This window comes from Gaetbulibacter sp. M235 (assembly GCF_043876835.1).
In the GTDB taxonomy this organism is placed as follows: domain Bacteria; phylum Bacteroidota; class Bacteroidia; order Flavobacteriales; family Flavobacteriaceae; genus Yeosuana.
Genome location: NZ_JBAWJZ010000002.1, coordinates 540978 through 567913, shown reverse-complemented (window position 1 = coordinate 567913; position 26936 = coordinate 540978). Strand labels below are relative to the sequence as shown.

Genomic DNA, 26936 nt, shown 5'->3' with positions numbered 1-26936 from the left:
CGGGCCTAACAGCTACTTGTGACCAAACCGTAACCGTAAACGATACTACGCCTCCAACTATAACTTGTCCTGCTAACGTAACTGTCAGCGCCAATGCTTCTTGTGAGGCTACTGGTGTGGCGCTTGGTTCGCCTACTACTGCAGATAACTGCGGGGTGGCTTCTGTAACCAATAATGCTCCGGCTACTTTCCCGCTAGGAGCTACTATTGTTACTTGGACCGTAACCGATAACGCGGGCCTAACAGCTACTTGTGACCAAACCGTAACCGTAAACGATACTACGCCTCCAACTATAACTTGTCCTGCTAACATCACAGTAAACACATCTGATGACGGTACAGGAAACTGTACAACAACAGCAAACATAGGAACACCAACAGTTTCCGATAATTGCTCATCTTCCGGTAATGTAATAATTACCGCTAAGATAGGTGGGGTTATTATTAACCCTGCCACATATATATTTAGTGTTGGAAACACAACTGTTGTTTGGACCGCAACAGACGAAAAAGGAAATATATCTATTCCTTGTAATCAAATCGTCACAGTAGTGGATAATGAATATCCAACAGCTTCAAATCCTGCTCCTATTACTGCCTCTGGCTCAGCACCAGATCCAGACATTACAGTGGTAATTGATGAAGCTGATAACTGTACAGCTAGCCCTGTAGTGGCTTGGGTTAGTGATACACCTTCAGGTTCATGTCCAGTAATAGTGACCAGAATTTACAGTGTAACCGACAATGCAAATAACAGCATCAATGTAACACAAACTATCACTGTTAATGATGCTATCCCTCCTGTAGTAAACTGTATTGCCCCTTATACCCTTACTATCACTTTAGATAGTATAACAGGGGAAGCTACTATTACAGCAGACCAAATAGATGATGGTTCTGCAGACAATTGTGATTTAACACCCTTACTTAGTTTAGATAGATATACTTTTGGCTGTAATGATATTGGCACCAATACAGTTACATTAACTGTTACCGATAGTCAAGATAATTTTGATACTTGCCAAACCATCATTACTGTAAATGCACCAACTATTAATAGTGGTATACTTACCGGATGGAATATGATGACTGAAACATCAGCCGATGCTTCTGATATTATTGAATTAACTGCTTGCCCTGTGGATAGTAACGGAAATACCATAGCTCAAGATGTAGAACTTAATTTATCAGGTATTGACCCGGCACTAACCGATGATATAAACCGATGGGAATATTCAACCAATGGTGGGGTTACTTGGTCTACTTTAACAGGGACAATTAACACAACTTTGACCTATACTCTTGTTGATGTTCAGGTAACTACACTTGTACGAACTGTTATTGATGTAGGTGACTGTTTAGGGTTTTCCCCTGTTGCAATTATATCTGTAATACCACCAGATATACCACCAACAATTATTAATAATCCAGACACAACTATATGTTTAGGAGAATCTGTATTAGTTCAAGTTGAAAGTCAATACGGTGTAGGATCTGACATAAATGAAGGAGGTTTATTCCAAATTGCAAACCCTGAAGATTGGAGAATAAATGGTATTGATAATTGGAAACTACCTGCCAGCAATAGTAATGAAAAAAATTATATATGGGCTGAAGTGACAAACCAGAATGGAGGAAGAAATATGAATGGCATATTATACAATGCCGCTCAACCAAAATATATTATTGTACATGGTGATTTAACTGACCCATCTATTAAAAGAAATGGTCAACCATGGAATAATACTTGGTCTACTCTTGAAACTCCAATTTTTAGTCTCTATGGGTTAACAGAGGCTACTCTAATGTTTGATACAGCTTATTATTTAGAAGCCGGAGCTTATATAAAAGTAGAGTTTTCTGTTGATGGTGGTAATACCTATGATACAGTTTTAGATCCTGGCATAAATACCTTTGATGGTCAACCACATAATTTTACTGGACCTTCTACTTCTGGGGCTGGTACACATATGGCTAATTTTGTTCCCATTTCAATTGATCTTCAAAACTATGTTGGATTGTCAAACCTAAGAGTCCGATTTACTTTTGAAGGTGGTGGTTCAACAGGAAGCTCTTGGGCACTGGATAATGTTCAAATTCCAAATCGCCCTGTTGATGAAGTTATTCAGTGGACAGATAATTTTGGTACAGTAGTTACCACAGGTTCTTCTGTAAACATCCAACCCGTCACCCCTGGTGTTCAAAATTATGGTGCTACTTCATTAATTAATGGTTGTAGAAGTGAGGACAATTCTGGAACACAATTTATCACTGTAGAAGCCACATTATCATATGCCGGTGAAAATATTGTTCCTATTGTTAACGAGTGTGGCGAAGATACGGTTACACTTCATGCCTATGACAACAGCTTAACAGCACAACAAAATTATGATAATGGCGTTTGGAATAACAATTATAAAGTACCAAATATTGCACCTATCTCACCTGATTATCCAGGCACTGGTGAAATTGGAACTTGGAGTGTAACTTCAGCTCCTTCAGCATGTGGTACCGGTTCCTATTCATTTTCTGATGTGAATGATCCTAATGCCATATTTACCGGTGAACCTGGTACCTACACACTAACCTGGACTGTTAATGGTTGCGCTAGTAATGTACAAGTAACCATAAATAGTTGTAGTCAAATTGATTTTGATGGGGTAAATGATTATATAACATTTAAAGATAATTATGACAGAACAGGGCCATTTAGTATTGAAATGTGGATAAAGGCAAATTCTTTAACAGGTGCTCAGAGCTTATTATCTAAACGTGATGCCAATGATCTATCAACAGGATACGATTTAAGATTAAATGGTAGTACTGTAGAATTCCGTTGGAATACTAATTCCATTTCAAGTAATGCTATTGATGCTACTACTTGGCATCATATTGCAGTCACTTTTAATGGTAGTACATATAAATTATATCTGGATGGTGTTGAAAGAGCAAGTGCCAATGGTAGTGTCCCCGGGTCTAATAATATGGAATGCATATTAGGAGCTATGGATCAAGCAAATAATCCGCCTAATAAACCTGTAAATTATTATCATGGTTGGATTGATGAATTACGTATTTGGAACAAAGCTTTGGATGCTGAACACATTCACCAAATGATGAATCAGGAAATAAAACTTGATGGAGGTGATGATGTGATGGGAGAAATTATTCCTTTAAAGATTCATGGGCAAGATGCTGATCAAAATGGAACAGATGATAATCCATTGCTATGGTCAGATTTAGATGGTTATTATCGAATGGATATTAATTGTGGTTATTTAACCCCAACTAAAGGTAGTCTTAATGGTAGACTACGCAATATTTATTCTGATCAAGATCAAACAGCTCCTCTACCTTACATATCTGCAAATAATGGGTTGTGGGATAATAATAACACATGGGCAGAACCTACCGTTTGGTATACTCCTAACAGTAGCTTGTTTGGAACTAAAATTGACTGGAATATTGTAGAAGTAAAAAATAATATAGAATCCGGTAATAATGACATAACAGTTTTAGGGCTTTTTGTTGACAATGGATTTGAATTAACCATTCAAGACCCTACACCTCCTTATGATGAAACCAACACAGGTCAAGGTTTGTGGGTAACCCATTACCTAAAACTTGATGGATTTATGGATTTAGTTGGGGAGTCTCAATTAGTACAGAAACGTTATAATACTTTTGGAAACCCTACAGTTCAATTTAACGAAAGTGTTTTAGAACCTACAAGTTCAGGACTTTTAAAACGCGATCAACAAGGTACTGTAAATAAATATAATTATAACTATTGGAGTTTCCCTGTTGGAGAAAGAAACCCAACTAGCAATAATGTGCCTTCTATAATACAATGGCGCCACCGTGATGGAACAGATTCTAATAACCCTAAAGTAATAAATTGGTTGGCTAGCGGCCGCGACGCATCTCCTACAAGTCCTTTATCTATTCCTGAATATTGGTTATATTCTTATGAAAACTATACAAGTAATACCTATGGTAAATGGGTAAAATTAAATAGATATTCAGCTGTTAAAGTTGGTTTAGGCTATACTATGAAAGGAAGTGGTGCAACTGGTTCTTATCAAAACTATTCGTTTATTGGCAAACCTAACAATGATATAATTAAAACTGCGATTACCGCTGGAAATGATGCTTTAGTTGGTAACCCATATCCTTCAGCCATAGATGCTAGAGAGTTTATTAAAGATAATATACCAACTCTAAATCCAGATGGTAACCCAAGTAGTGCAAATCCAGGAACTACTGGAAGTATTGATGGATCACTTAATTTTTGGATACATTATACTACAAACAACACGCATCTACTAAATGGTTATCAAGGTGGTTATGCTACATATACCTTAGCTGGTGGCCTTGAGCCTGTAACATCACCATTATTGACTGAGGACGGTTATTATATTAGTGGACAAGGTTATTCTAATTTAAGACCTGGTCATTTTATTCCAATAGCTCAAGGTTTCTTTGTTCATTCAGCTGGCACCAATAAAACTGGAAATGAACTTAAATTTCAAAATAGTCAAAGATTTTTTAAAACAGAAGCTTACCCAAATGACTCTCAGTTTTTAAAATCATCTGCATCAAAAACTGCGAAAAGCAGTTCAAATCCAACTATTGATGAAACTGCGATTAAACGTGTTAGGCTACAATTTAAAACTCCTGAAGGAGCTAGAAGACATTTATTGTTGGCTTTTACATCAGACAATGAAGCCACTGATGGCTTTGATTATGGTTATGATGCCAAGTCTTTTGATAATCTTCCTAATGACATGCTATTTATGATTAATGATGAAAAATATGTTATTCAAGCTGTAGGTGCTTTTAATGAAACAAAGCAATATCCGCTTGGTATATTTTCCAAAACAGGTGGGGCTATTGAAATTTCTGTTACTGAATTAGAAAATTTAGACCCAAATACCAAAGTTTATATATATGATAGCCTTTTAGGAACATACACTAAAATTAATGAGAAAAATTCAAAATACGAAACAACACTTGATGTTGGAAACTATTTAAATAGGTTCTTCATAACTTTTGTTAAAAACAACAGCCTTTCAGTAGCTGATGAAATTTTAGAGCATGTTCAAGTAAACTACTTACAAAATAGTGGCGAAATTTATATTAAAACAACTAATGGAGTTGATGTAAAACAAGTGAATCTTGTTAATATTCTTGGACAAAACATTAAGGCTTGGAATCCAACAAATACAGCTTCTTTCTCAAATGATATGAAGATTCCAATAGGTCATGTTTCTGAAGGCAGTTATATAATAAATGTTTTAACAACAAGTGGTTCTGTAAACAAAAAAGTAGTTATAAATCAATAATTAATTGATTACAAGTAAAAAAGGTGGATTTAAAAATCCACCTTTTTTATGCTTAAAAGTAAGACATAAAATACAACATTATGCATTTTGTCGATTTTATTTACCTTTTATAGATTAATAGTGTATTATTTTATATATTTACCATAAGTTTTTAAATGCTCATTATAAATCCCAAATCTAATGACTAAAAAAATACACTTATTCCTGGTATGCATATTATTTGTCATAGGAAGTAGCTTTACAAATACTTCAGAAGCTTATGCTGATAGTAATCTTCAAAGAGTTAGAATTGATTTTAAAATGCCAAATGGCTTTGTAAGACATTTACTATTATCATTTACAAAAGACAATTCTGCAAGTGATAGTTATGATTATGGCTATGATGCTATTAATAAAGATGTATATCCTTATGATTTAAACTGGATGATTGGAGATTTAAAATGTGTTATTCAAGGTGTTGGTGCCTTTGATGATTCAAAAAAATATCCTTTAGGTATGTTTATGTTTAATGATGGTAATATTGAAATTTCACTGGATACTCTAGAGAATTTTGACTCTCCTATTGATTTATTTATTTATGACTCACAACTTGATACTTATACCCAAATTAATGATTCAAATTATGCAGCAAATATAGCTAAGGGAGATTATTTAAATAGATTTTATTTGGCCTTTAAAACTGATAATGCAAGCAATTCATTTGCAAAAAACAGTCTTTCAACCGATGAAATTAGTTTAGAAGATATTAAAGTAAATTATTTACATAATACAAAAGAAATATATGTAAATACACATGATAAATTTATAATTAAAACCGTTAATGTGCATAATTTATTAGGACAACAAATATTTTCTTTAAGCTCTGTAAATTCCAAAGTTATTAAAATTCCGTTCCAAACTAATCAAACTAAATACGGTATTATAACGATAGAAACCGACGAAGGTGGTCATTTGAGTAAACAAATAGTTATAAATTAACCTCTAATTTATAAAGTAAAATATTAAAGGTCTGAATTAATATTCAGGCCTTTTTTCTTTTATAAGATTTACCAATTCATCAAGTGTTACTTGATTTTGGTCTCCAGAAATCATGTTCTTTAAAGTATAAGTATTCGAATTCATTTCTTGCTCTCCTACCAAAACTACAAATGGAACATTTCTCTTATTAGCATGCATCATTTGTTTTTTCATTTTAGCAGCATCAGGATATAATTCAGCATTAATACCACTTTCACGTAGTTTTTTAATAGCTTTCAAACTAAACAAAGCTTCTTTGTCTCCAAAATTTATAAATAATACATCAATGGTTTTTGTAATAGTTTCTGGAAACAAACTAAGTTCTTGTAAAACCAAATAAATCCGGTCTAATCCAAAACTAATACCTACTCCACTAACATCATTCAAACCAAAAATTCCGGTTAAATCATCATATCGGCCACCACCACCAATAGAACCCATTTGTACGGTTTTTGGGGCAGCAACTTCAAAAATAGCACCTGTATAATAGTTTAAACCACGAGCCAAAGTCACATCAAGTTGTAAAGCCGCCGTTTTCAATTCTAAAGAATTAATAGCCGTATTAATAAAATCTAATTCTTCAATCCCTTTTAAGCCATCTTCAGAAGTTGATAATATCACTTTTAAAGCTTCAATTTGCGATTGAAAACTTCCTTGTAAAGTAAATAATGGTTGGAGTTTATCAATTCCAGACTGTGGAATACCTTTGCTTAACATTTCTTCTTTAACCTTCTCCTCGCCTATTTTATCAAGCTTATCAAGAGCTACTGTAAAATCGATTAATTTATCTTGTGCACCGATAACTTCAGCAATACCTGAAAGGATTTTTCTATTGTTAATTTTAATGGTAACACCTTCTAATTTTAAGGCAGAAAAAACCGCATCGTATAATTGTACAAACTCTACTTCTTGCCATAATGATTGTGACCCAACTACATCGGCATCACACTGATAAAACTCTCTAAAACGTCCTTTTTGAGGTCTGTCTGCACGCCAAACAGGCTGCATTTGGTAACGCTTAAACGGGAATTCTATCTCATTTTGGTGTTGAACTACATAACGTGCAAAAGGCACGGTTAAATCGTAGCGTAGAGCCTTTTCAGATATTTTTGAAGTTAATTTGTTTGAATCTTTATTTTTATAGATTTCATCATCAACTTTGCTTAAATAATCACCCGAATCCAATATCTTAAAAATCAAACGGTCTCCTTCATCACCATATTTTCCCATTAAAGTTTCAGAGTTTTCAAAACTTGGGGTTTCTATAGGTTGAAATCCAAAAGTTTGAAACACACCACGAATCGTGTTAAAAATATAGTTTCGTTTTGCTACTTCTTCTGGGTTAAAATCTCTTGTGCCTTTAGGAATACTTGGTTTTTGAGCCATTGATAATTTTTTAAAGCACAAATATCTTAATTTTTAACGTGACTTGATACCTTTTTTAAAATTTATAGTAACTTTATTCCCCTTTGTTAGTCTAACCTTAAAAGGAAATAATTTATAAACCCAATTTATGTTTTCATTAGTACGAGAAAATATTAGAATCGCCATAGATTCTATAAAAAGCCAAATATTACGTACTATTCTAACTGTTTTAATCATTGCTATTGGTATCATGGCGCTTGTGGGCATTTTAAGTGCCATTTCTGCCCTTGAAAACACCATCTCGAGTGATTTTTCATCAATGGGATCAAACACCTTTAATATACAGCGTAATGAATTTGAAGTTAGACGCCATGGAGGTGAAAGGCAAAAGGAAAATCCTATAATTACTTATGCTGATACTAAAGATTTTATTGAAAAATATCAATTTCCTTCTTCGTCAATTTCATTGGTTTTTACAGGAACAAATTCTGCTGAAATAAAATATGAAAACAAAAAAACGGATCCAGATGTACTTGTTTTAGGCGCCAACGAAAATTATTTTCAAAATTCAGGGCTTAAAATAGCTATTGGTAGAGAATTCACTTTTTTTGATGTTGAAAACAATAACAATGTATGCGTCATTGGAAACGATTTAAATAATAAATTTTTTGAAAATTTAAATCCAATAAATAAAACAATTAGTGTACGAGGAAGTAAATTTAAAGTTATTGGAGTTTTAGAATCCAAAAAAACAGGATTAGGAAGTAATGAAGATTACAGAGTTATAATTCCGATACAAAAAGCGCGCGCTATTTTTACAAATGCCAATATTAATTATGGATTAAGTGTGAAAGTTGATAAAAAAGAATTTCTTGATGCAGCTCAGGAAGAAGCTATTATAACCTTTAGGAAGATTAGAAAATTAAACCCTATTGAAGATAATAATTTTGCTATTGAAAACAGTACAGATTTGATTAACAGGGTTGCTTCAATGACGCAATATTTATATATGGCCGCCTGGGTAATAAGCATCATAACCATTTTTGGGTCATCTATAGCATTAATGAATATTATGTTGGTATCTGTTACCGAAAGAACTCGCGAAATTGGTGTTAGAAAAGCATTAGGTGCCAAACGGGTTACCATTGCCATTCAGTTTTTTATAGAAACCATTATAGTTGGCCAACTTGGTGGTATTTTAGGAGTGATTCTAGGGATATTGTTAGGACTAATTTTTTCGGCTGTAGCCGGATTTAATTTCACAACGCCTTGGCTAGCAATGTTTAGTGCTTTTGCAATTACCTTTTTAGTTGCCATTTTATCTGGATTGTTACCAGCAATTAAAGCTTCCAAGCTAGACCCTGTAGAATCGTTACGTTACGAATAGCTAATTAATAAGTTTGTTGAAAAACTTATACAAATCCCCTTTTGTAATTACCGAACCTTGTTGAATCAGTTTAAAAATATCAAGATTTCTGTCTTCAGAATACTCTTTTTTTGCTTGTAAAAATTCAACATTTTCATCCATTAAATTCTCACGTAACCAATTAAAACCCTCATGCGTAGTCATATCTACATCATTTTTTAATGTTACTGCAATTACATGGATATTCTCTTCGTTAACGCCAAATAAATGCATATGCTGAGGCGAAATATGTTCTAAATATTTAGTGGTTTTTAAAACTCCTTCCCAAATTAAATCACTAAACACATCCAATTCCATTTCGGCTAACTCAGGCTTGTTCTCCTTTAAATTTTTCCACTCATCGGCAGTGATAGATTGTGTTGCTAAAAAATTAATGAACTCTTGGTGTAACTCTTCAAACTGTTCTTTTGTAAGTCTTGAATATTTCATAATAAAAATGCGCCCCTTTTTTAGGAGCGCAAATTTAATAATATATATTCTTTTATTTTAGAAAATATAGCGTAATCCCACTTGAGCTTGCCAACGAGATGCTAAACTTGTATCATAACCAAATGTTTTGGTTTGATTTGCATTAAAACTATAAGTAGGTGTTCCATTAGAATCAACACTTACTCCTATTGGTTGAACATTATTAGGTTGTTGAATAACGCCCCAATCAGAATTTATAAGATTCCCAATATTTAAAACATCTATACTGAACTGAATAGTATTAGTTTTATTTTCAGAAATTTTAATCTTGTAATCTTGTAAAAACTTAACATCCCATTTACCTCTCCAAGGTGCAATAGCCCCATAACGCTCTGCATATTGACCTCTTCTTCCACTTAAATAATCATCTTGTTTAATATAAGTTTCTAATGCGGCTGCATCACCTGCGCCTGCAAATTGCATTTGTCCAATTTCACTAGAAGTTGGGATATAAATAAGATCATTTAAATTTGAACCATCACCATTAATATCTCCTCCATAAGTGTAGTTAAAACGTCCACCTTGAGCATACTCAAAAAATGTTGATAATGTTGTTGACCATTTATCATTTCCATAATTCCACTTTTTACTTATTACCCCTATGAATCTATGGGTATCACCATATTTAGAATAGGATAATACATCATCATTTACATTACCTCTAGCAGCATTAAAAGTAAAGGCATCACCTGTTATTTCAGCTTCAATAGAGTTCACATCCTTAGAATCTAAATAACTATAGGCTAACATGGTATATAATCCATTTTCAAAAGATTTTTGTGCTTTTACAGAAGCATTCCAAATACGACCTTTATCAGAATTAGTAAACACATAAGCATTGTTGATGATATCTGAAGACGTATAAATTGGTCTGTTATCAACACCTTGTAAAGTTCCCGATGGTGGCAACAATCCCCAGTTTTGAACGTGTGCTCCATTAATATCTTTTGTATAGGAAACATCACCAGTCAAAATTAAGCCGTTTTCTAACTTATAATCGGTTCCAATATTGGTTCTCCAAACTTGTGGAAATTTATAATCAGGGTCAACTGCTTGATAGAAAAACACTTCTGGATTTGCAATTTGATTTCCTAACCATACAAATGGAAAACGACCTGTAAATAACCCAGACCCACCTCGCAATTGGAAAGTATCATCACCTTTTACATCATAATTAAATCCTAAACGAGGAGAAATCAACCAATCGTTATTTGGCATTTGTGTATTATCCAATAATACAGTTTCTCCATTATTTGGATTTACATAAGGTATGTCTGGAGCATAACAACACGCCCTGTCAATCACATCTTGTGCTTTTTTTGCAGAATCAAAAAACAGTGGTTTATCAAAACGGACACCATAGGTTAACTTGAATCTGTCTGTAACATTCCATTCATCTTGAACATAAAATGCTAACTGACCAACATTGGTTTCTGCCAAAGCCCAACCACCAGCTACACCAACGCCATTTGCTTCTAAAGCATTATAAGCAGCAGTAGCATCATTCAACATTCCTTGTAAACCTCCTCCTGGAGCCGAATCAGCAAGAAAATCTGCTACACTGTCGTATGATGGAAAAAATACTCCTCTTGCTCCATAAACACCTAAGTTAAATGAATTATCAAACTGAAATTTTTCAAATGAAGTTCCAATTGTAAACGTGTGATCTCCTTTATAAAAACTTAAATTATCTGTAAATTGAAATACCTTTTGATCTAGTGTATTGTGAATAGAAAATGGTTCATGACCAGCAATAATATAATTTGAACCTCCCTCTAAAATAGTTATGGTTGGTGCTGGAACTGACAATGGGTTTCTAAAGTCATCAAAATGCGTATAACCAACCTGAAGCTTGTTACTAGAGCTTTCTGATAAAGTGGAATTTAATTCTAATTGAATAGACTGAATTTTATTATTTATTTCATATCCTGTATTTTCAAATTGAAGTGTTGCAGCATTTGGCCCTCTAAATCCTAAAGCCGTTGGATGTGCAGGCTTTTCTTTTGAAGCGTTCAAAAAATTATAAATAATTGCCAAACGATTTTTATCGTTAATGTTCCAATCTAATTTAAAAATACCTTTTGTAGATTCTGAAGCATATGTAAATCCTTCGTAGGCACCAGTATTATATCCTAGGCCTCCTATTCTCGTTCCATTTGGTTGCAAAACGCCCCAAAGAGCCTCCTGAACTGCCTGCAAATCTGCAGCTGTTACCCTTGATTCATTAATCGCTCCTGTTCCTCTATTTGGCACCCAACCATTAGAGCCCAAATCAGAACGATCATCTTTTTCAAAGTTTGCAAAAAAGAATAATTTATTTTTAACAATAGGTCCACCAATACTTAATCCATACTGGGTTTGACTTAGTTTAGGCCTTACTACATTTTCTCCTTTAATTTTTTTTCCTGTCATTTTTTCATTCCTGGTAAAACCATATACAGTACCATGAAACTCATTAGTACCACTCTTTGTAACCGCATTTACAGAAGCGCCAGTAAAACCAGATTGAGTAACATCGTAAGGTGCTGTAGAAACAGAAATTTGATCAATAGCATCTAAAGAAATAGGCTGAGCGTCTGTTTGCCCGCCTGGTGTTGGGGCGTCTAAACCAAATGGATTATTAAAGATTGCGCCATCTAATGAAAAATTATTAAACTGATCATTTCTTCCTCCAAATGAATTCCCACTGGCTGTTGGCTCCAATCTAGTAAAATCGGAAGCAGAACGTGAAATGGATGGTAAACGAGTCAATTCGCGTCTTCCAACGCTAGTTTCAGCGCCAGTTCTATCACTTCCAAAGGTTCCAGTTCCAGTTGTACCAGTAACCACAACAGCCTCTAATTGCTGGCTATCTGCTTCAAGTGTTAAATCCAATGAAAGCGTTTTACCTAAATCTAGGTAAACATCATTAAAAGTTTGGGCTTTGTAACCAACATAACTAACAGTTATACTGTATGGACCACCAACACGAAGGTTTAATAAATTGAAACGTCCGTCAATATTAGTAGCGGCTCCATCTTTGGTACCTGTAGGCGTATGAACAACCACAATATTAGCACCAGGTAATGGTTGAGCTGATTCGTCTAAAATCAACCCTTTTATATTGGATGTGGTAACTTGCGCCATAGCAAAGCCAGCACTCAACATAAAAATTAAAGTAAATGCAATTTTTCTCATTTGAAAGTATGTTTGAATTAGTCGCTCAAATTTAGTTATTAATAACTATAAATAATGAAGGCCACTCATTTGAGTGGCCTTCATTTATCAACATTTGTTAATATTTTTTTAACTAATTTGCTTGTGCTATAACTTCGAAAGGTAATTCAACACTTACTGCTCTATGTAAACGAATAACAGCATTGTATTTACCAGTGCGTTTAATTGTAGCAACAGTAATAAATTTTCTATCAATAGATTGCCCTTCTTTTTCCAAAGCTTCAGCAAGATCAATATTATTTATAGAACCAAATAATTTATCACCTGAACCAACTTTGGCAGCAATTTTAATTTCTAATGCTTTTAAAGCTTCGGCAACTTTATTAGCATCATCAACTATTTTCTTTTCTTTATAAGCTCTTTGCTTTAAGTTTTCTGCTAACACTTTTTTAGCAGAAGCCGTAGCCATAACAGCTTGTCCTTGAGGAATTAAAAAATTTCTACCATAACCGTTCTTAACTGTTACAACATCGTCTTTAAATCCTAAATTTTCAACGTCTTGTTTTAATATAAGTTCCATTGTTATCGGTATTTATTTTAATAAATCAGCTACATAAGGCATTAAAGCTAAATGACGAGCTCTTTTTACAGCAACTGACACTTTTCTTTGATACTTTAATGAAGTTCCTGTTAAACGTCTTGGTAAAATTTTACCTTGCTCGTTAACGAATTTCAATAAGAAATCTGGATCTTTGTAATCAATATATTTTATTCCAGATTTTTTGAAACGACAATACTTTTTAGTTTTGTTAGTTTCAATGTTTAAAGGCGTAAGATATCTTATCTCTCCGTCTTTTTTTCCTTTTGATTGTTGTTCTATTGTAGACATAATTACGCTTTTACATTAAGTTTTGCTCTTCTTCTTTCTGCCCAAGACACAGCATGCTTGTCTAAAGTTACAGTTAAATAACGCATAAAACGTTCGTCACGTCTAAATTCAATCTCTAAAGGAGCAATTACTTCTCCTTCTACTTGGTACTCAAATAAGTGATAAAAACCACTTTTTTTGTTTTGAATTGGGTAAGCTAACTTTTTTAGTCCCCAATCTTCTTTTGATACCATCTTAGCTCCTCTAGAAACAAGAAAATCTTCGTATTTCTTTACTGTTTCCTTTATCTGATCTTCAGATAAAACGGGATTTAAGATGAAAACAGTTTCATAATGATTCATAAAAATTTAAATTTATTATTAAAATGGGTGCAAAAATAAGCTTTTTATTTATATATTGCAAGTACATTTTATCTATATTTCTTTGTTTTTGAAATGTTAATATTTTGTTAAAAAAAACAGTTTAACGATGAAATTTGGTTTTTAACCGAATTTTTTGTAATATTGTCGATATCTTAACCGAAATAATAAATGTTATGACTTTAAACTGTGTAGTAGTAGACGACTCGGCAATACAACGTCTTTCAATAGTTAAGTTAGTAGAGAATCACCCCGCTCTTAACTTAATTGCAGAGTACAGTAGTGCTTTAGAAACCAAAAATGGTTTAAATAACAACCAAGTTGACCTCATCTTTTTAGATATAGAAATGCCTGTACTAAATGGATTCGAGCTCTTGGATGTTTTAAACAACAAACCACAAATTATCTTTGTAACCGGTAAAACAGAATACGCTTTTAAAGCGTTTAATTATGATGCTACCGATTACTTACACAAACCAATTACTAGAGAACGTTTCAATACTGCTGTTGAAAAAGCTTTAGAGCAACACAAATTAACCCAAGATTTTAATGAAGAAGAAGGTGAACATATCTTTGTAAAGAGCAATCTTAAAAAACGTAAAGTTTATATAAAAGATATTAAATGGATTGAAGCTTTGGGTGATTACGTGAAATTAGTAACTGAAGAGAACAGTCTTGTAGTTTTATCTACAATGAAATCTTTTGAAAAAGAATTACCAGAAAATAAATTTTTGAGAATTCACAAATCGTATATTGTTAATCTTGATAAAATTGACAGATTTAACAGTAAAAATGTTGAAGTTGGTGCCTACGAAATTCCTTTAAGTAGAAATAAAAAGACCCAGCTTGTAGATGCTTTAAATAATATTTAATAAATTATTAAATACACTAAAAGTTATCGACATTTAAAATTACCTTAACCGATCTAAATTCCTTTATACTAAAGAAGCTGTTATTTGTTTTAATAATAGCTTCTTTAGTTTTTACTAACGATTGTTTTTTAGGTATTTTAATTAAAATGTTTTTATGAAACTGATTTCTAATTCTAGAAATTGGTGGTGATTCTGGGCCTAAAATAGCATCTCCAAAAACCTGTCTTAATGATTTTGCCAACCATTGCGACCCTGCTTCTACCCTATTATAATCTTTATGTTTTAAGGTTATTTTAATTTGCTTAAAAACCGGTGGATATTTATAGTTATAACGCTCATTCATTTGCTCATTAAACATCCCTATATAATCATTGGTTGAAACCTGCTGCAATATATTATGGTATGGATTATAAGTTTGAATCAACACCTTGCCACGTTTATCTGTTCTTCCAGCTCTTCCTGCAACCTGCAACATAAGCTGAAAACTTCTTTCATGGGCTCTGAAATCTGGAAAGTTTAACATGTTATCAGCGTTCATAACTCCTACGAGTGATACATTTCTAAAATCCAACCCTTTAGTTAGCATTTGTGTGCCAACCAAAATATCAACTTCCTGTTGCTCAAAAGCCGAAATAACTTTTTCATATCCATATTTTCCTCTAGTAGTGTCTAAATCCATACGAGCAACCTTATAATCAGGAAATAAAGATTTAGTTTCTTCTTCAATTTGTTCAGTACCAAACCCTCTACTATCTAATTCCACACTTCCGCAAGCCAAACAATTTTTAATCATGGGTGTTTGATACCCACAATAATGACAACGTAGTTGATCTTTATATTGATGATAGGTCAAACTAACATCACAATTAGGACATTGTGGCGAATTTCCACAAGTATTACATTCAACAATAGGTGAAAATCCGCGTCTGTTTTGAAATAAAATAATTTGATTGCCTTCTTGTAACGCTTCGGTCATTTCCTCAATAAGCCGATCACTAAAATGCCCTTTCATTAACTTTCGTTTATGCTTATCCTTAATATCAACCAACTCCATTTCTGGCATTAACACATTATTATAACGTGTATTAATTTCTACAAAACCATATTTATTCTGTTTTGCATTAAAATAGCTTTCTAAACTCGGTGTAGCAGATCCTAAAAGAGTTTTGGCTTCATGTAAATTTGCTAATACAATAGCTGTATCACGTGCATGATAACGTGGAGCTGGATCAAATTGCTTAAAAGAAGACTCATGTTCTTCATCTACAATGATTAAACCTAAATTACTAAATGGTAAAAAAATGGATGAACGAGCACCTAAAACAATTTTTGCTTTAGGAGTATTATCTAAAACGTGATTCCAAACTTCTACTCGTTCATGTGAGGAATATTTTGAGTGATAAATAGCAACTTGTTCACCAAAATAATTTTGCAATCTGGTAACAAGTTGTGCTGTTAAGGCAATTTCTGGCAATAAATATAATACTTGCTTCCCTTCTGAAATGGCATCTTCAATTAGCTTAACATAAATTTCTGTTTTACCAGAAGAGGTCACTCCATGCAACAAGGTGACACTTTGCGTTTCAAAAGACTTTTTTATTTCTTGCAATGCTACATTCTGAAATTCATTTAACTTTTTTGTTGCTTCATTTTCTTCACCTGAATATTGAACCCTATCCGTTTGCAAATAATATTCTTCAAGAATACCTTTATCAATAAGTGCTTTAATTGCTGTAACTGATGCATTACTTTCGTCGGCTAAATCTGAAACTTTTACAGGTTTTTTAGTTTTTGCTGAAATAGAAAACAAAGTGAGTATAACTTGACTTTGTTTGGGAGCTCTGTTTAATTCATCAAGTAATGATTGTAATGCCTTTTCAGATGAAAAACTAGCATGCAATTTTACATATCTAACCAGTTTTGGTTTGTATTTTTCATACACTTCTTCTTCAACTGTAATAACTTCTTTTTCAATTAATTGCTTAATTATTGGAAGCACAGTTTTTCTATCAAGAATATTTGAAATATCATGAATTTTTAAAGATGATTGATGTTGCAAGGCTTCAAAAATTAAAAACTCATCGTCTTTTAAGTCTAAATCATTAATTATTTTATCCTTATTTAAAAGGATTACTGTTTCGCTTTCTAAAATAAAGGCGTTTGGTAAAGCAGCTCGCATCACGTCACCCAAAGTACACATGTAATAGCCTGCTATCCATTGCCAAAGTTCAAGCTGATTGTTATTAACTATTGGGGCTTCATCTAATATTTGATGAATATCTTTAGCTTCATATGCAAAGGGTGCTTCATCATGGATTCTATAAACAATTCCTGTATATATTTTTGATTTCCCAAAAGGCACAGAAACCCGCATACCTATTTTTAAAAAATCAGACTCTGAAGTTGTTATACTATAAGTGAATAATTTTTCAAGTGGAATTGGAAGTATGACGTCTATATAATATGCCATAACCTAACATCTTTCCCTTAACTTATTCAACGAAGCATTTAATTCATAACCCAAAAGCAAAATATTAGCATTGAGCCATAAGTAAAACATCAATATTAAAAGTGCTCCTATAGAGCCATACAGCTTATTATATTGCGCAAAGTTTTCTATATAAATTCCAAACAAATATGACGTTAAAATGATTAAAATGGTTGTTAATAAAGCTCCGGCAGAAAAAAATTTTGAAATTCTTCCTTCTTTCGTTCCAAAATAATACAATGTTGATGTTGCTAGATATACCATAATAACAAAAAACATATACTTTGCAACATCAAACCAAAAAACCGTTTGTGATTCCACTTGATATCCTTGGTTTCCTAAAACGGTCAGTAATTTTTGAACTACAAAAATTTGAAAATACCCTAATACTACAATAGTGAAGATAAGCAGAAATCCTAAAATTAATGCAACACCCAAAGCGTATAAATACTGTCTTAAAATGTTTCTTGATAACTGTTGGTGATATGAATTTTCAAAACCCGAAAAAACCGCATTAACACCATTTGCCATTAACGCAATTGATAGCACAAAAACAGAAGAAACCAATCCACCTCTTTGTGATTGGTCTATATTTTCAAAAATATTCTGAAAGAAAAACTCAGAAGTGTTTGGTGGCAAAAAAGAATCTAAAAACCTTAAAAACTCTATTTTAAAGTCGTCAATTGGAACATATGGAATAACAATTAAAACAAACAATAAAAAAGGAAACAAAGCCATAAAGAAATTAAACGCTATAGAACTTGCTCTTGTTGTTAAAGCACCTTTAGCTATACCTATAACATAAAGTTCTAATAAATCATAAAATGAAAGCCCTTCAAGACCAGGAAGTTTTAATCGCTTTAAAAGATTTACTAAAATATTTACTACAGGAATTTTAGAAAGCTTGTCTTCAATGGGTTTTGTCATTAATGTTTGTATCTGTTATTTCACGTAAAGTTATTAAATAAAAATTTATACTTTCTATTTTAACAAATTCAAAAACTAACCTAATTCTAATTATTTTATGGCTTTCAAACTTAAATCCATATTATGGACAGAATGCGTTAATGCTCCACAAGAAATGTAATTAACACCAGATTCTGCATAATGTCTAATGGTTTCTTCATTTATATTTCCAGATGATTCTGTAAGACATTTATTTCCAATTAATTTAACAGCTTTTTTAGTGTCTTCGTAATCAAAATTATCCAATAAAATTCTATAAATACCATCGCTACGAAGTATTTCATTAACTTCAGACAAATCTCTGGCTTCTACCATAATATTTAAATCTCTATCGGTATCTTTTAAATATTGTTTAGCCATTTCAATAGCTTTAGTGATACCACCTGCAAAATCTATATGATTATCTTTTAACATAATCATATCATATAAAGCAAATCTATGGTTTTCACCACCACCAATTTTAACTGCCCATTTTTCTAATGCACGAATGCCAGGTGTTGTTTTTCGAGTATCTAATATTTTTGTCCTGGTTCCTCTAAGTAAGCTCACAAACATTCTAGTTTTAGTAGCTATAGCACTCATACGCTGCATAGCATTTAAAACAGTGCGTTCTGCCATTAAAATAGATTTTGGAGAACCTTCAACATACATTACTATATCTCCATAAGAAACTTCAGAACCGTCTTCTATAAGAATATCAACTTTTAAAGTTTTATCAACATAAGCAAATACTTTTTTTGCAAAAGCTACACCCGCAATAATACCCTTATCTTTAACTAATAGTTTTGCTTTTCCTCTAACGCCGTCTGGTATGCAAGCAATTGAACTATGATCTCCATCTCCTACATCTTCACGAATTGCATTTGAAATTATTATTTCAATTTCTTTGTCAAATTGTTCTTTAGCTATCATTACCATAAAAATTTATCGCTAAAATAAGAAATTGATTTGCTTTATTAGATTTTCAATTTATGAATTTTTTAAAATTTCTATCTTTAAATCCTTAATTGATAATTTTCAAATAGTAATTTTGCTTTATGACCATAAAACTTCTTGCCATAGGTAAAACTGATAACAAAGCACTTCAATTATTAATTGAAGATTATCAAAAGCGTTTAAACTTCTATATTAAATTTAATTTTGAAATTATTCAAGATTTAAAAAAAACTAAAAACTTAAGTGAAGAGCAACAAAAACAAAAAGAAGGCGAACTTATTTTAAGTTCTTTAACCTCAACAGATGTTTTAATACTATTAGACGAAAATGGCAAACAATTAGATTCCGTAGCTTTTTCTGATTATTTACAAAAACACATGAATTCTGGCATTAAGCAATTAGTGTTTGTTATTGGAGGACCTTATGGCTTTTCTGATGATGTTTACAAACAAGCTCAAGGAAAATTATCACTTTCAAAAATGACCTTTTCTCACCAAATGGTACGTTTATTTATTATTGAACAACTTTATAGAGGATTTACTATTTTAAAGAATGAACCTTATCATCATAAATGATTAACGATATCTAATCACTTAGATTGCCATCAGACCAATGCAAAGTATGGATAACACGGTGTATTGCGGGGGTTATTAAAATCCCTAGTGATATAATGAATATCAACCCAGCATACAAACCATATATACCAACAAACCAATGCCCTAATGGTGTTACCGGTTTTTCAATTAATCCTAAACCAGCTAATAATAAAGATGAGTTGAGGAAAGCCGTATGCAAACTTGCATTCTCAAAATACATAAACCCTAAAACGCCCACAATTAATGAAACAAGAAAAATCAATACCAACACCATAAAGTGATTGAATAGTCGTTTATAAAATTGGCTTCTGCTTATAGGCTTTTCTTTTAATTTCTCATACATAATCTACCGTTTTAACCCCCGAATACAGCTTTACCATTTTGTTGTATCACATAACCTTTCCAACTAATTAACTTATATTCTCCTGCCTCCCAATTTCCCGTATTGGTCTTGCTTAAAACAATGCCTTTATCTTGTCCGGGCAAAAAGATTTCGGCTTTTGTTTGCTTTTCATTAAATAACACATATGCGGGATTTCCTTTGGTCCTAGCACCATCCTTTAAAGGGTCCAATTTTATGTTTAGGGTAGCTAATTCTAAACATGTTTGTTTTAAAGCAGATACAGCTTTACCTTGAATAAACAAACAGGCTGCTCTTCATTGTTCACAGTCTGTTTTGGTTAATGCCGTAGTGGACATATAGTTAATTTTGCTTGTGTCTTTAAATGATGCTTTACTGCCTTCTATTACCATTTCTCCATAACCCTCAAAAAATTGTTCTCCATCAAATTTAAAGGCGACCTCCCTAACACTCTCCATTCCTTCAGATTGAAATGTATAGTCCCCAATCAATATATCTTCCTTTAATTGCCCTTTAAAGATTCCTATATTCTTATCCTTTTCTGCCAATGCATAGATTAAGTTACCTGAGATGGATTCTCCTGTTTCAGTAATCTCAAGCGTAATCATACTATTATTGGCGTTATAAACATAACATCCTTTATCTAAGGTGTTTGGCTTGGTTGTTTCAACTATTGCTGTTTCTTCAACAGGATTTGTATTTTCACCTTTTTGTTCTTTGTTTTTGCAATTCAATAACACTAATGCAACAAAAACTACTGGAAATATTTTTTTCATGACTATGTTTTATGGTTTTAATCGATTTTTTTAAATATTGTTTTTTCTCCTGAAGGATTTGATAATACGAGCCTGTTATTTTTAATACTATAAGAAGTGGTTTTTTCCATGGCTTTTAAAAATTCAGGCTCTTTGTTGTTAGGTTGGCACATCATTTTTGTGGTAACAATATTTGTAAAACGAAGTCTGTCCTTTTCAAAAAACAAGGTACCATTCATCCGGTTACAGCCGGCAAAACCAAAAAACTTGTTGGTTGTTGCGTTTATCTCCACTGACGGAAATTCTTTACTGAAATCTTCCTTGGTGATTTTTTTACCATTTAGTTCTTCCAGCACCCAAATATCGTGCAATCTGTAATCGGATATATAATGGCCACATCCTTCTACATTTTTAAAATCTGGATCTATGGTTTTTCTGTAATTTATAGAAACTTTATATGGTGAGCTATTGCCCGACATGGAATTAATGCATTCTTGCTGGGAAATTTGAATGTTAAGTTCTGCAGATTCCGTAACAAGTTTGTACAGTTTCACATTACTGTCCATCGCAAAAACCGGTTTAACATGGGGCATTTTAATGGAATCTCCTATAGTTTTAAAAACAATAAGGTTATCAAATATTTCCAACCCCCAAAATGGCTCATTCCCGCTAGCTTTAAAATATGGTGGCCTTTCTGAAGTTTTTATTTCTGCAATGTTCTGTAACTGTACAACTGTATCTGCACTAGCATTAATTTCTATTGTTTTATTATAGTTAGTTCCATTTTTGCAACCAATACACACAAAAAGAAAAAGGCTTAAATAAATTACAGGTTTCATCATTATTGCTTGTCTGCTATTTTTTTAAAACGCATCATTGGAACATCTCCAATCATTAAATTTAATTTTCCATCGCTGTCAATCTTGTACTTGTTTATTTTTTTTATGGTATTTAAAAAGAATTTTTCTCCTTCACCGCAGAACATCATTGTTGTTGGACCAGGTTCTCCAAAGGAAATTTCATCACCGTTCAACGTATAGTCAGCGGAATAACCATTACAGCTATTGTTACCCTCTACTTTGTTGGTTGTTTTGTTGAATGTAATTTTTGGTTTTTTGTCTGGGAACAGACCTTCAAAAGCAATTCGAGGTCCAGAAAGATAATCCAATTCCCAAGTGTTTCCAAAAAGTGCTTTATTGTTGGAATTATTAGTTGATGCACAAGAAACAAATAATAAGGTTAACATTGAAACGAATAAATAGAGGTTTTTTTTCATAATAAAATATTAAGGTTAAATAATGTTGTGTTTTAATTTACGACCGAAAGCTATTAAAATTGCCAAAAGGAGTATGATAAAACTAAATATTAAAATAAAATTAATAAATAATTGCTTATATCCTATCTCGGGTATGTTAACAAATGGATAAGGATAAAATCCTGAAAAATACCCTCTTGTGATTATGTAAGCAAAATAAATGACCGGGTACCACAACCAACCCTTTATGTTTTGAAAATTTACATCTTCACGCAATGCAAATAAAATCCAGTAAACCAAAACAAATATTGGATTTATGGTATGCAGCATTTCGTCTATTATTAATTGTAATCCCTTGGGCTCCCAAACATGTCGCAGTACAATTTGATACACTATGCCAACAACCAAGATAAATACGGTTAAAGCTGTTAACGTTCCCTTTTTATAAAAGAGAAACAATACCCTGTTCTTTATCTTAAAAGTGTGGACTGTAAAGTATAAAGCAACCAGGGTATTGGTTAAAATGGTGAAAAAACTAAAAAAGCGAATAATGGTTTCAACAATATCAGCCTGTCTGTTTTGAAGCATTAAGATGAATTGGGTGATTACCGAAACCCAACCAATTAGAAACCCAACACGATTAAACGGTTCTTTCATATAATCAGTAACTTCAACTTTGAACAAAGTTCATTCATAATTAAAACCTACTCCATAAACTCTTTTGTTTTTTTATTGCCTAAACACATAAACAGAACTTATCTTATCATTCCATCCAAAGTAGGACGCTAAATTGCCCACAGAATTTGTAAATGTTGTACTACTTCCTGTTAGGTTAGGGCCTTGATAAACAGTAATGGCAAAACCTTCAGGTAATTGGATTGATGAAATATTGGCTCCAAACCCAAGGCTGTTTGTAACTCCTTCTCTACAAGCTGTTGCCTTTCCTTTATAATTAGCATCAGCATAAAGAGTGACAGATCCCCAATTACCCCCTTGGTTGCCACCTTGTTGCCCACCACTATTACCTTTAACAATAGTTCCAGATGTTATTTTATTATCCCATCCATACTGTCCAAGATTACTAATGCTGGTGGTAAAATGCTGAAAACGCCCAAACTTGTCCCTTACTTGTAAAGTCCACCCTGCCGGTATATATACAGATGAGACATTTTCATATAGATTTCCTAAACTGCTAGAAGTAAATGCTCCATCAAAGTCTTTTGCTGTACCAGAATACTTTATATTATGATATAAAATTACTTTGTTTCCTTGCGGCGGAAGCGTTCCTCCACTAGTGCCTCCTGTTATCACTCCACTAACTATTTTATCGTTCCACCCAATTTGTGATAAATCAGAGATACTAGAACTAAATGTTCGTGTGTTATTATATTTATCATAAACTTTTACCGAATATTTAGAAGGAATATAAATTGAAGTAATATTACCCGATAAAAAACCTAGACTAGTCGTGTTAAAATTTCCAAAGGCAAAATCCTTAGACATTCCACTATATTTTGCGTCTTTATAAAATATGATTTTATTCCCTTGTGGGGGTAAATTATCGCCTCCACTGCTATAAGTGATTGAACCTGAATTTATCCTGTTGTCCCATCCGTATGATGATAGACTAGATATACTGTTTGTAAAAATTTGGGTTCTACCGTTTTTATCTCTCACATTAACAGAGCTACCATTTGGAATATATATAGAAGAAATATTATCTGTAAGAAATCCTAACGTATTCATGTTAAAATCACCAACACTTACTTCTTTTGCCATACCTGTGTACTTATGGTCTCTGTAAAAAATCACTTTATTCCCCTGTGGAGGAAGGTTATTACCAACATCACTTCCAGGCTTGTCTGGGTCATGCACCCAAAAAATCCTTATTGATGAAGCTTTATCATTCCATCTTGTTGAGGAAAGGCATAAAACTGAAGAATAAAAAGTTTCACTATGCCCCCTAAAATTCGCTTCATCAAAAATTTGCAATGCCATACCATCAGGAATATGGAAAGAAGACAATTTATCATTTTGAATACCCAGTTGATTGAAATTATAATTACCAGGTTCTAAAAACACTTTCTTACCAAGATATAAACAATCCTCAGCAAGCAAAGCAACATCGTTTTGAGCAAAAACAGGTAGTACAAAAAGAGCAAAAAGAAACGGAAAAACAGCAGACTTTTTCATTGAGTAAAATATTAAGTTTATCATTATTATGAATTATACTACATTATAAATATAATGATTTACTCAAATAGTTAACATTAATTGCTTGTTTTTATTGATTTTTTTTAGCTTAAAGACTTATTCTTGAAAATTAAGGTGTTTATTTTCAATAAATTATAGGTTTATCAGATGTTTTACTTGTCTTATTCAACATAAAAAGACTTTCAATGGCGAATTAAAAAATTGCATGTTTAATTCTTTTTCTTATTCTTAAATTGATCAAAATCAGACTCTTGTTCTTGTTTTGGAAACGTATTGTTACTAGTATCAGTATCAGCTAACTCAAAATTAGGATCTAAATTTACTTGAGTAACTTCTTTATCTTTAACAAAGGTTTTCTTTATTTCATATTCATTAAGTCTCCAGATTTCAGCAGGCAATTTATCAATTTCAGAACTACCATCTTTAAAAATCCATTCAATGGTTACTGGCATCACCAACCCACCAATATTTTTTATAGTTACTTCATAAATATTTTTTCCAGAAACTTGTTTACGAACTTCATTTTCATCAAGTCTTGAGAGAAATTGTCCATAAGCTTTGTCTGGTGTAGCATCCATTGTTATAACTTCTGGACCATTTGAAAAATCTTTGGCTTTTCCACCTGAATTTTCACCTTCAATTTTCATTTTTACTTTCTTGCTTTGGTCTTCAATATTCAAATTTTCTTCATAAACTTTAAACCATTTTACGTCTGATAATTCCATATCTACATTATCAGTTGTAAAAAACCATCCTCTATAAAACCAATCTAAATCAACCGCACTGGCATCTTCTAGGGTTCTGAATAAATCTCCTGGGTTTGGGTGTTTATATTTCCAACGGTTACAATATTCTTTAAAAGCCTGATCAAAAAGCTCTTTGCCCATAACCGAATTTCTTAAAATTTGCAAACCTACAGTTGGTTTCATATAGAAATTATTCCCAAATTGACTTAACAATTCATTGTCGGAAGTTGTCATAATTGGGCGCATAATACTTTTATCTCCACTCATAAAAGGAACAATGCTTTTTGGTGTTGTATAATTAAATTCTGGATAACGTTCTGCAATAGTTCTTTGGTGAATAAACGTATTCAAACCTTCGTCCATCCACATCCATTTGCGCTCATCAGAACTTATAATCATAGGAAACCAGTTATGTCCTACTTCATGGACAATGGTTCCAATCATACCAGCTTTTGCGCCATCGCTTATCTTTCCATTCACAGGACGACCACCATTAAAACTAATCATTGGGAATTCCATACCAATATTTGACGTGTTTACAGAAATTACTACCGGATAAGGATATTCAAAAATAGACTCTGAATAAACCTGTAACGCATTAACTACCGCTTTGGTTGATTCTTCCTGCCAAACCGGTAAGCCTTCTTTTGGATAAAAAGACATGGCCATAGATGTATGATCTGAAAACTTCACAGCCTGAGCATCCCACATAAATTTACGAGAGGATGCAAATGAAAAATCCCTAACATTATTAGCTTTAAACTTCCATGTTTTTAATTTGGTTGATTTCTCTTTTTCGTTGGCTATCGCTTCATCTTGTGTTACAATTAAAACGGGTTTATCAAAAGATTTTCTTGCTGTTTCCAGTCTTTGAATCTGGGTTTTTGTTAAAACATCAGAAGGATTTTGCAATTCTCCGGTTGATGCCACTAAATGATCTTCAGGAACTGTAATTTCAACTTCATAATTACCAAACTCTAAAGCAAATTCACCCAATCTTTCAAATTGTTGATTTTGCCATCCCTCTGTATCATTATAAACTGCCATTCTAGGAAACCAATGCGCTATTAAATACACTGTATTATTATCTTCTGGAAAGTATTCATAACCTTCTCTTGACAGCAAAAACATACTTCTATCTGTAATAGGATAAGACCAACCAACAGAAAAGCTTAAAGAAGCACCTGATTTTAATGGTTCATTAAGAAGCACTTTCATCATGGTATTATTCACTAATGATTTAATAGCGTTTCCATTAGAATCTTTTATGTATTTGATACTATAACCTGCAGGAAAATCGATAGCTCTGGTAAGGAATTGCATTTGTCTGGTATTCATTCCGTCAGCCATATTATTTAATGACCCAAAATCTTCACTGCCTTTTTTATTGACATTTTGCTCTAACTGAATCCATAAATATGTTAAATCGTCTGGCGAATTATTAAAATAGGTAATATTTTCTTCACCTGAAATGGTATTATTAGCTTCGTCTAAAAGCACTTTAATTTTATAATCGGCACGTTGTTGCCAATAGTCTTTACCTGGCGCACCACTAGCAGCTCTAAACGAGTTTGGTTGATCAACCATTCTATCAATTGGTTCAAATTTTCCTTGCCATGGTTGATTTTGAGAATATAAATTAAGAGTTAAAAAAACAACAAAACCAAAGGATATAATTAATCTCATTTTTAAGTATTTTTTAGTGGATTTTATCTTGACAAG

General features: G+C 32.6%; 22 protein-coding genes. 5 read left to right on the top strand and 17 right to left on the bottom strand.

The window, feature by feature from the left end; translation table 11 throughout:
* Together V8G69_RS05305 and V8G69_RS05300 are read left to right on the top strand one after the other, a co-directional pair.
* A partial coding sequence (locus tag V8G69_RS05305) for a LamG-like jellyroll fold domain-containing protein (protein WP_394880773.1) occupies positions 1–5345 on the top strand: 5345 nt, incomplete at its 5' end.
* Between the two features lie 180 nt (positions 5346–5525).
* The gene (locus V8G69_RS05300) at positions 5526–6323 is read left to right on the top strand and encodes a hypothetical protein (protein WP_394880772.1); all 798 of its coding nucleotides are present in this window, start codon (positions 5526–5528) and stop codon (positions 6321–6323) included.
* 36 nt (positions 6324–6359) lie between these two features.
* Here V8G69_RS05300 and hisS read toward each other — a convergent pair whose 3' ends face one another.
* Positions 6360–7748, bottom strand: coding sequence for a histidine--tRNA ligase (gene hisS / locus V8G69_RS05295; RefSeq protein ID WP_394880771.1), 1389 nt, complete (start codon positions 7746–7748; stop codon positions 6360–6362).
* A gap of 127 nt (positions 7749–7875) precedes the next feature.
* On the opposite strand from hisS, the gene V8G69_RS05290 reads away from it, so the two are divergent.
* Positions 7876–9114, top strand: coding sequence for an ABC transporter permease (locus tag V8G69_RS05290; RefSeq protein WP_394880770.1), 1239 nt, complete (start codon positions 7876–7878; stop codon positions 9112–9114).
* Here the strand turns inward: V8G69_RS05290 and V8G69_RS05285 are convergent, their stop codons facing one another.
* From V8G69_RS05285 to rpsF, 5 genes are all read right to left on the bottom strand, one after another.
* Positions 9115–9582 carry a DUF6495 family protein gene (locus tag V8G69_RS05285; protein ID WP_394880769.1) on the bottom strand — a complete coding sequence of 156 codons (468 nt, stop codon included), beginning with the start codon at positions 9580–9582 and terminating at the stop codon, positions 9115–9117. It lies immediately after the preceding gene.
* Between the two features lie 57 nt (positions 9583–9639).
* Positions 9640–12798, bottom strand: coding sequence for a carboxypeptidase regulatory-like domain-containing protein (locus V8G69_RS05280; protein ID WP_394880768.1), 3159 nt, complete (start codon positions 12796–12798; stop codon positions 9640–9642).
* 112 nt (positions 12799–12910) lie between these two features.
* Positions 12911–13357 (bottom strand): 50S ribosomal protein L9, encoded by a 447-nt coding sequence (rplI, locus tag V8G69_RS05275; RefSeq protein ID WP_394880767.1) that lies wholly within the window; start codon positions 13355–13357, stop codon positions 12911–12913.
* A 12-nt stretch (positions 13358–13369) separates the two neighbouring features.
* Positions 13370–13666: a 30S ribosomal protein S18 gene (gene rpsR, locus V8G69_RS05270; RefSeq protein ID WP_183489942.1), complete on the bottom strand. Its 297-nt coding sequence runs from the start codon at positions 13664–13666 to the stop codon at positions 13370–13372.
* Positions 13667–13668: 2 nt separating this feature from the next.
* Complete coding sequence (gene rpsF, locus V8G69_RS05265; protein WP_394880766.1) at positions 13669–14007, bottom strand: 30S ribosomal protein S6; 339 nt, start codon at positions 14005–14007, stop codon at positions 13669–13671.
* 194 nt (positions 14008–14201) lie between these two features.
* Here rpsF and V8G69_RS05260 point away from each other — a divergent pair, with 194 nt between their 5' ends.
* Positions 14202–14897 (top strand): LytR/AlgR family response regulator transcription factor, encoded by a 696-nt coding sequence (locus V8G69_RS05260; RefSeq protein ID WP_379940841.1) that lies wholly within the window; start codon positions 14202–14204, stop codon positions 14895–14897.
* Positions 14898–14913: 16 nt separating this feature from the next.
* Here the strand turns inward: V8G69_RS05260 and priA are convergent, their stop codons facing one another.
* From priA to nadC, 3 genes are all read right to left on the bottom strand, one after another.
* Entirely contained in the window at positions 14914–17367 is a 2454-nt protein-coding gene (gene priA, locus V8G69_RS05255) for a primosomal protein N' (RefSeq protein WP_394880765.1), read from the bottom strand.
* Between the two features lie 3 nt (positions 17368–17370).
* Positions 17371–18312, bottom strand: a complete 942-nt coding sequence (locus V8G69_RS05250) for a YihY/virulence factor BrkB family protein (RefSeq protein WP_394880764.1) — start codon at positions 18310–18312, stop codon at positions 17371–17373.
* Positions 18313–18402: 90 nt separating this feature from the next.
* Positions 18403–19263 (bottom strand): carboxylating nicotinate-nucleotide diphosphorylase, encoded by an 861-nt coding sequence (gene nadC / locus V8G69_RS05245; protein WP_394880763.1) that lies wholly within the window; start codon positions 19261–19263, stop codon positions 18403–18405.
* 125 nt (positions 19264–19388) lie between these two features.
* Here nadC and rlmH point away from each other — a divergent pair, with 125 nt between their 5' ends.
* Positions 19389–19862 (top strand): 23S rRNA (pseudouridine(1915)-N(3))-methyltransferase RlmH, encoded by a 474-nt coding sequence (rlmH, locus tag V8G69_RS05240; RefSeq protein ID WP_394880761.1) that lies wholly within the window; start codon positions 19389–19391, stop codon positions 19860–19862.
* A 10-nt stretch (positions 19863–19872) separates the two neighbouring features.
* Here the strand turns inward: rlmH and V8G69_RS05235 are convergent, their stop codons facing one another.
* From V8G69_RS05235 to V8G69_RS05200, 8 genes are all read right to left on the bottom strand, one after another.
* Complete coding sequence (locus V8G69_RS05235; RefSeq protein WP_394880760.1) at positions 19873–20226, bottom strand: hypothetical protein; 354 nt, start codon at positions 20224–20226, stop codon at positions 19873–19875.
* Positions 20227–20237: 11 nt separating this feature from the next.
* A complete protein-coding gene (locus V8G69_RS05230) occupies positions 20238–20528 on the bottom strand; it encodes a hypothetical protein (RefSeq protein WP_394880759.1) in 291 nt (96 codons plus the stop codon).
* Between the two features lie 12 nt (positions 20529–20540).
* Positions 20541–21020: a hypothetical protein gene (locus tag V8G69_RS05225; protein ID WP_394880758.1), complete on the bottom strand. Its 480-nt coding sequence runs from the start codon at positions 21018–21020 to the stop codon at positions 20541–20543.
* Positions 21021–21037: 17 nt separating this feature from the next.
* The gene (locus V8G69_RS05220; RefSeq protein ID WP_394880757.1) at positions 21038–21838 is read right to left on the bottom strand and encodes an META domain-containing protein; all 801 of its coding nucleotides are present in this window, start codon (positions 21836–21838) and stop codon (positions 21038–21040) included.
* Positions 21839–21840: 2 nt separating this feature from the next.
* Positions 21841–22275, bottom strand: a complete 435-nt coding sequence (locus V8G69_RS05215) for an META domain-containing protein (protein ID WP_394880756.1) — start codon at positions 22273–22275, stop codon at positions 21841–21843.
* Between the two features lie 15 nt (positions 22276–22290).
* A complete protein-coding gene (locus V8G69_RS05210; protein ID WP_394880755.1) occupies positions 22291–22911 on the bottom strand; it encodes a Pr6Pr family membrane protein in 621 nt (206 codons plus the stop codon).
* 72 nt (positions 22912–22983) lie between these two features.
* The gene (locus tag V8G69_RS05205; protein ID WP_394880754.1) at positions 22984–24447 is read right to left on the bottom strand and encodes a hypothetical protein; all 1464 of its coding nucleotides are present in this window, start codon (positions 24445–24447) and stop codon (positions 22984–22986) included.
* 230 nt (positions 24448–24677) lie between these two features.
* Positions 24678–26900 (bottom strand): M1 family metallopeptidase, encoded by a 2223-nt coding sequence (locus V8G69_RS05200; RefSeq protein ID WP_394880753.1) that lies wholly within the window; start codon positions 26898–26900, stop codon positions 24678–24680.
* Positions 26901–26936: the final 36 nt, after the last annotated feature.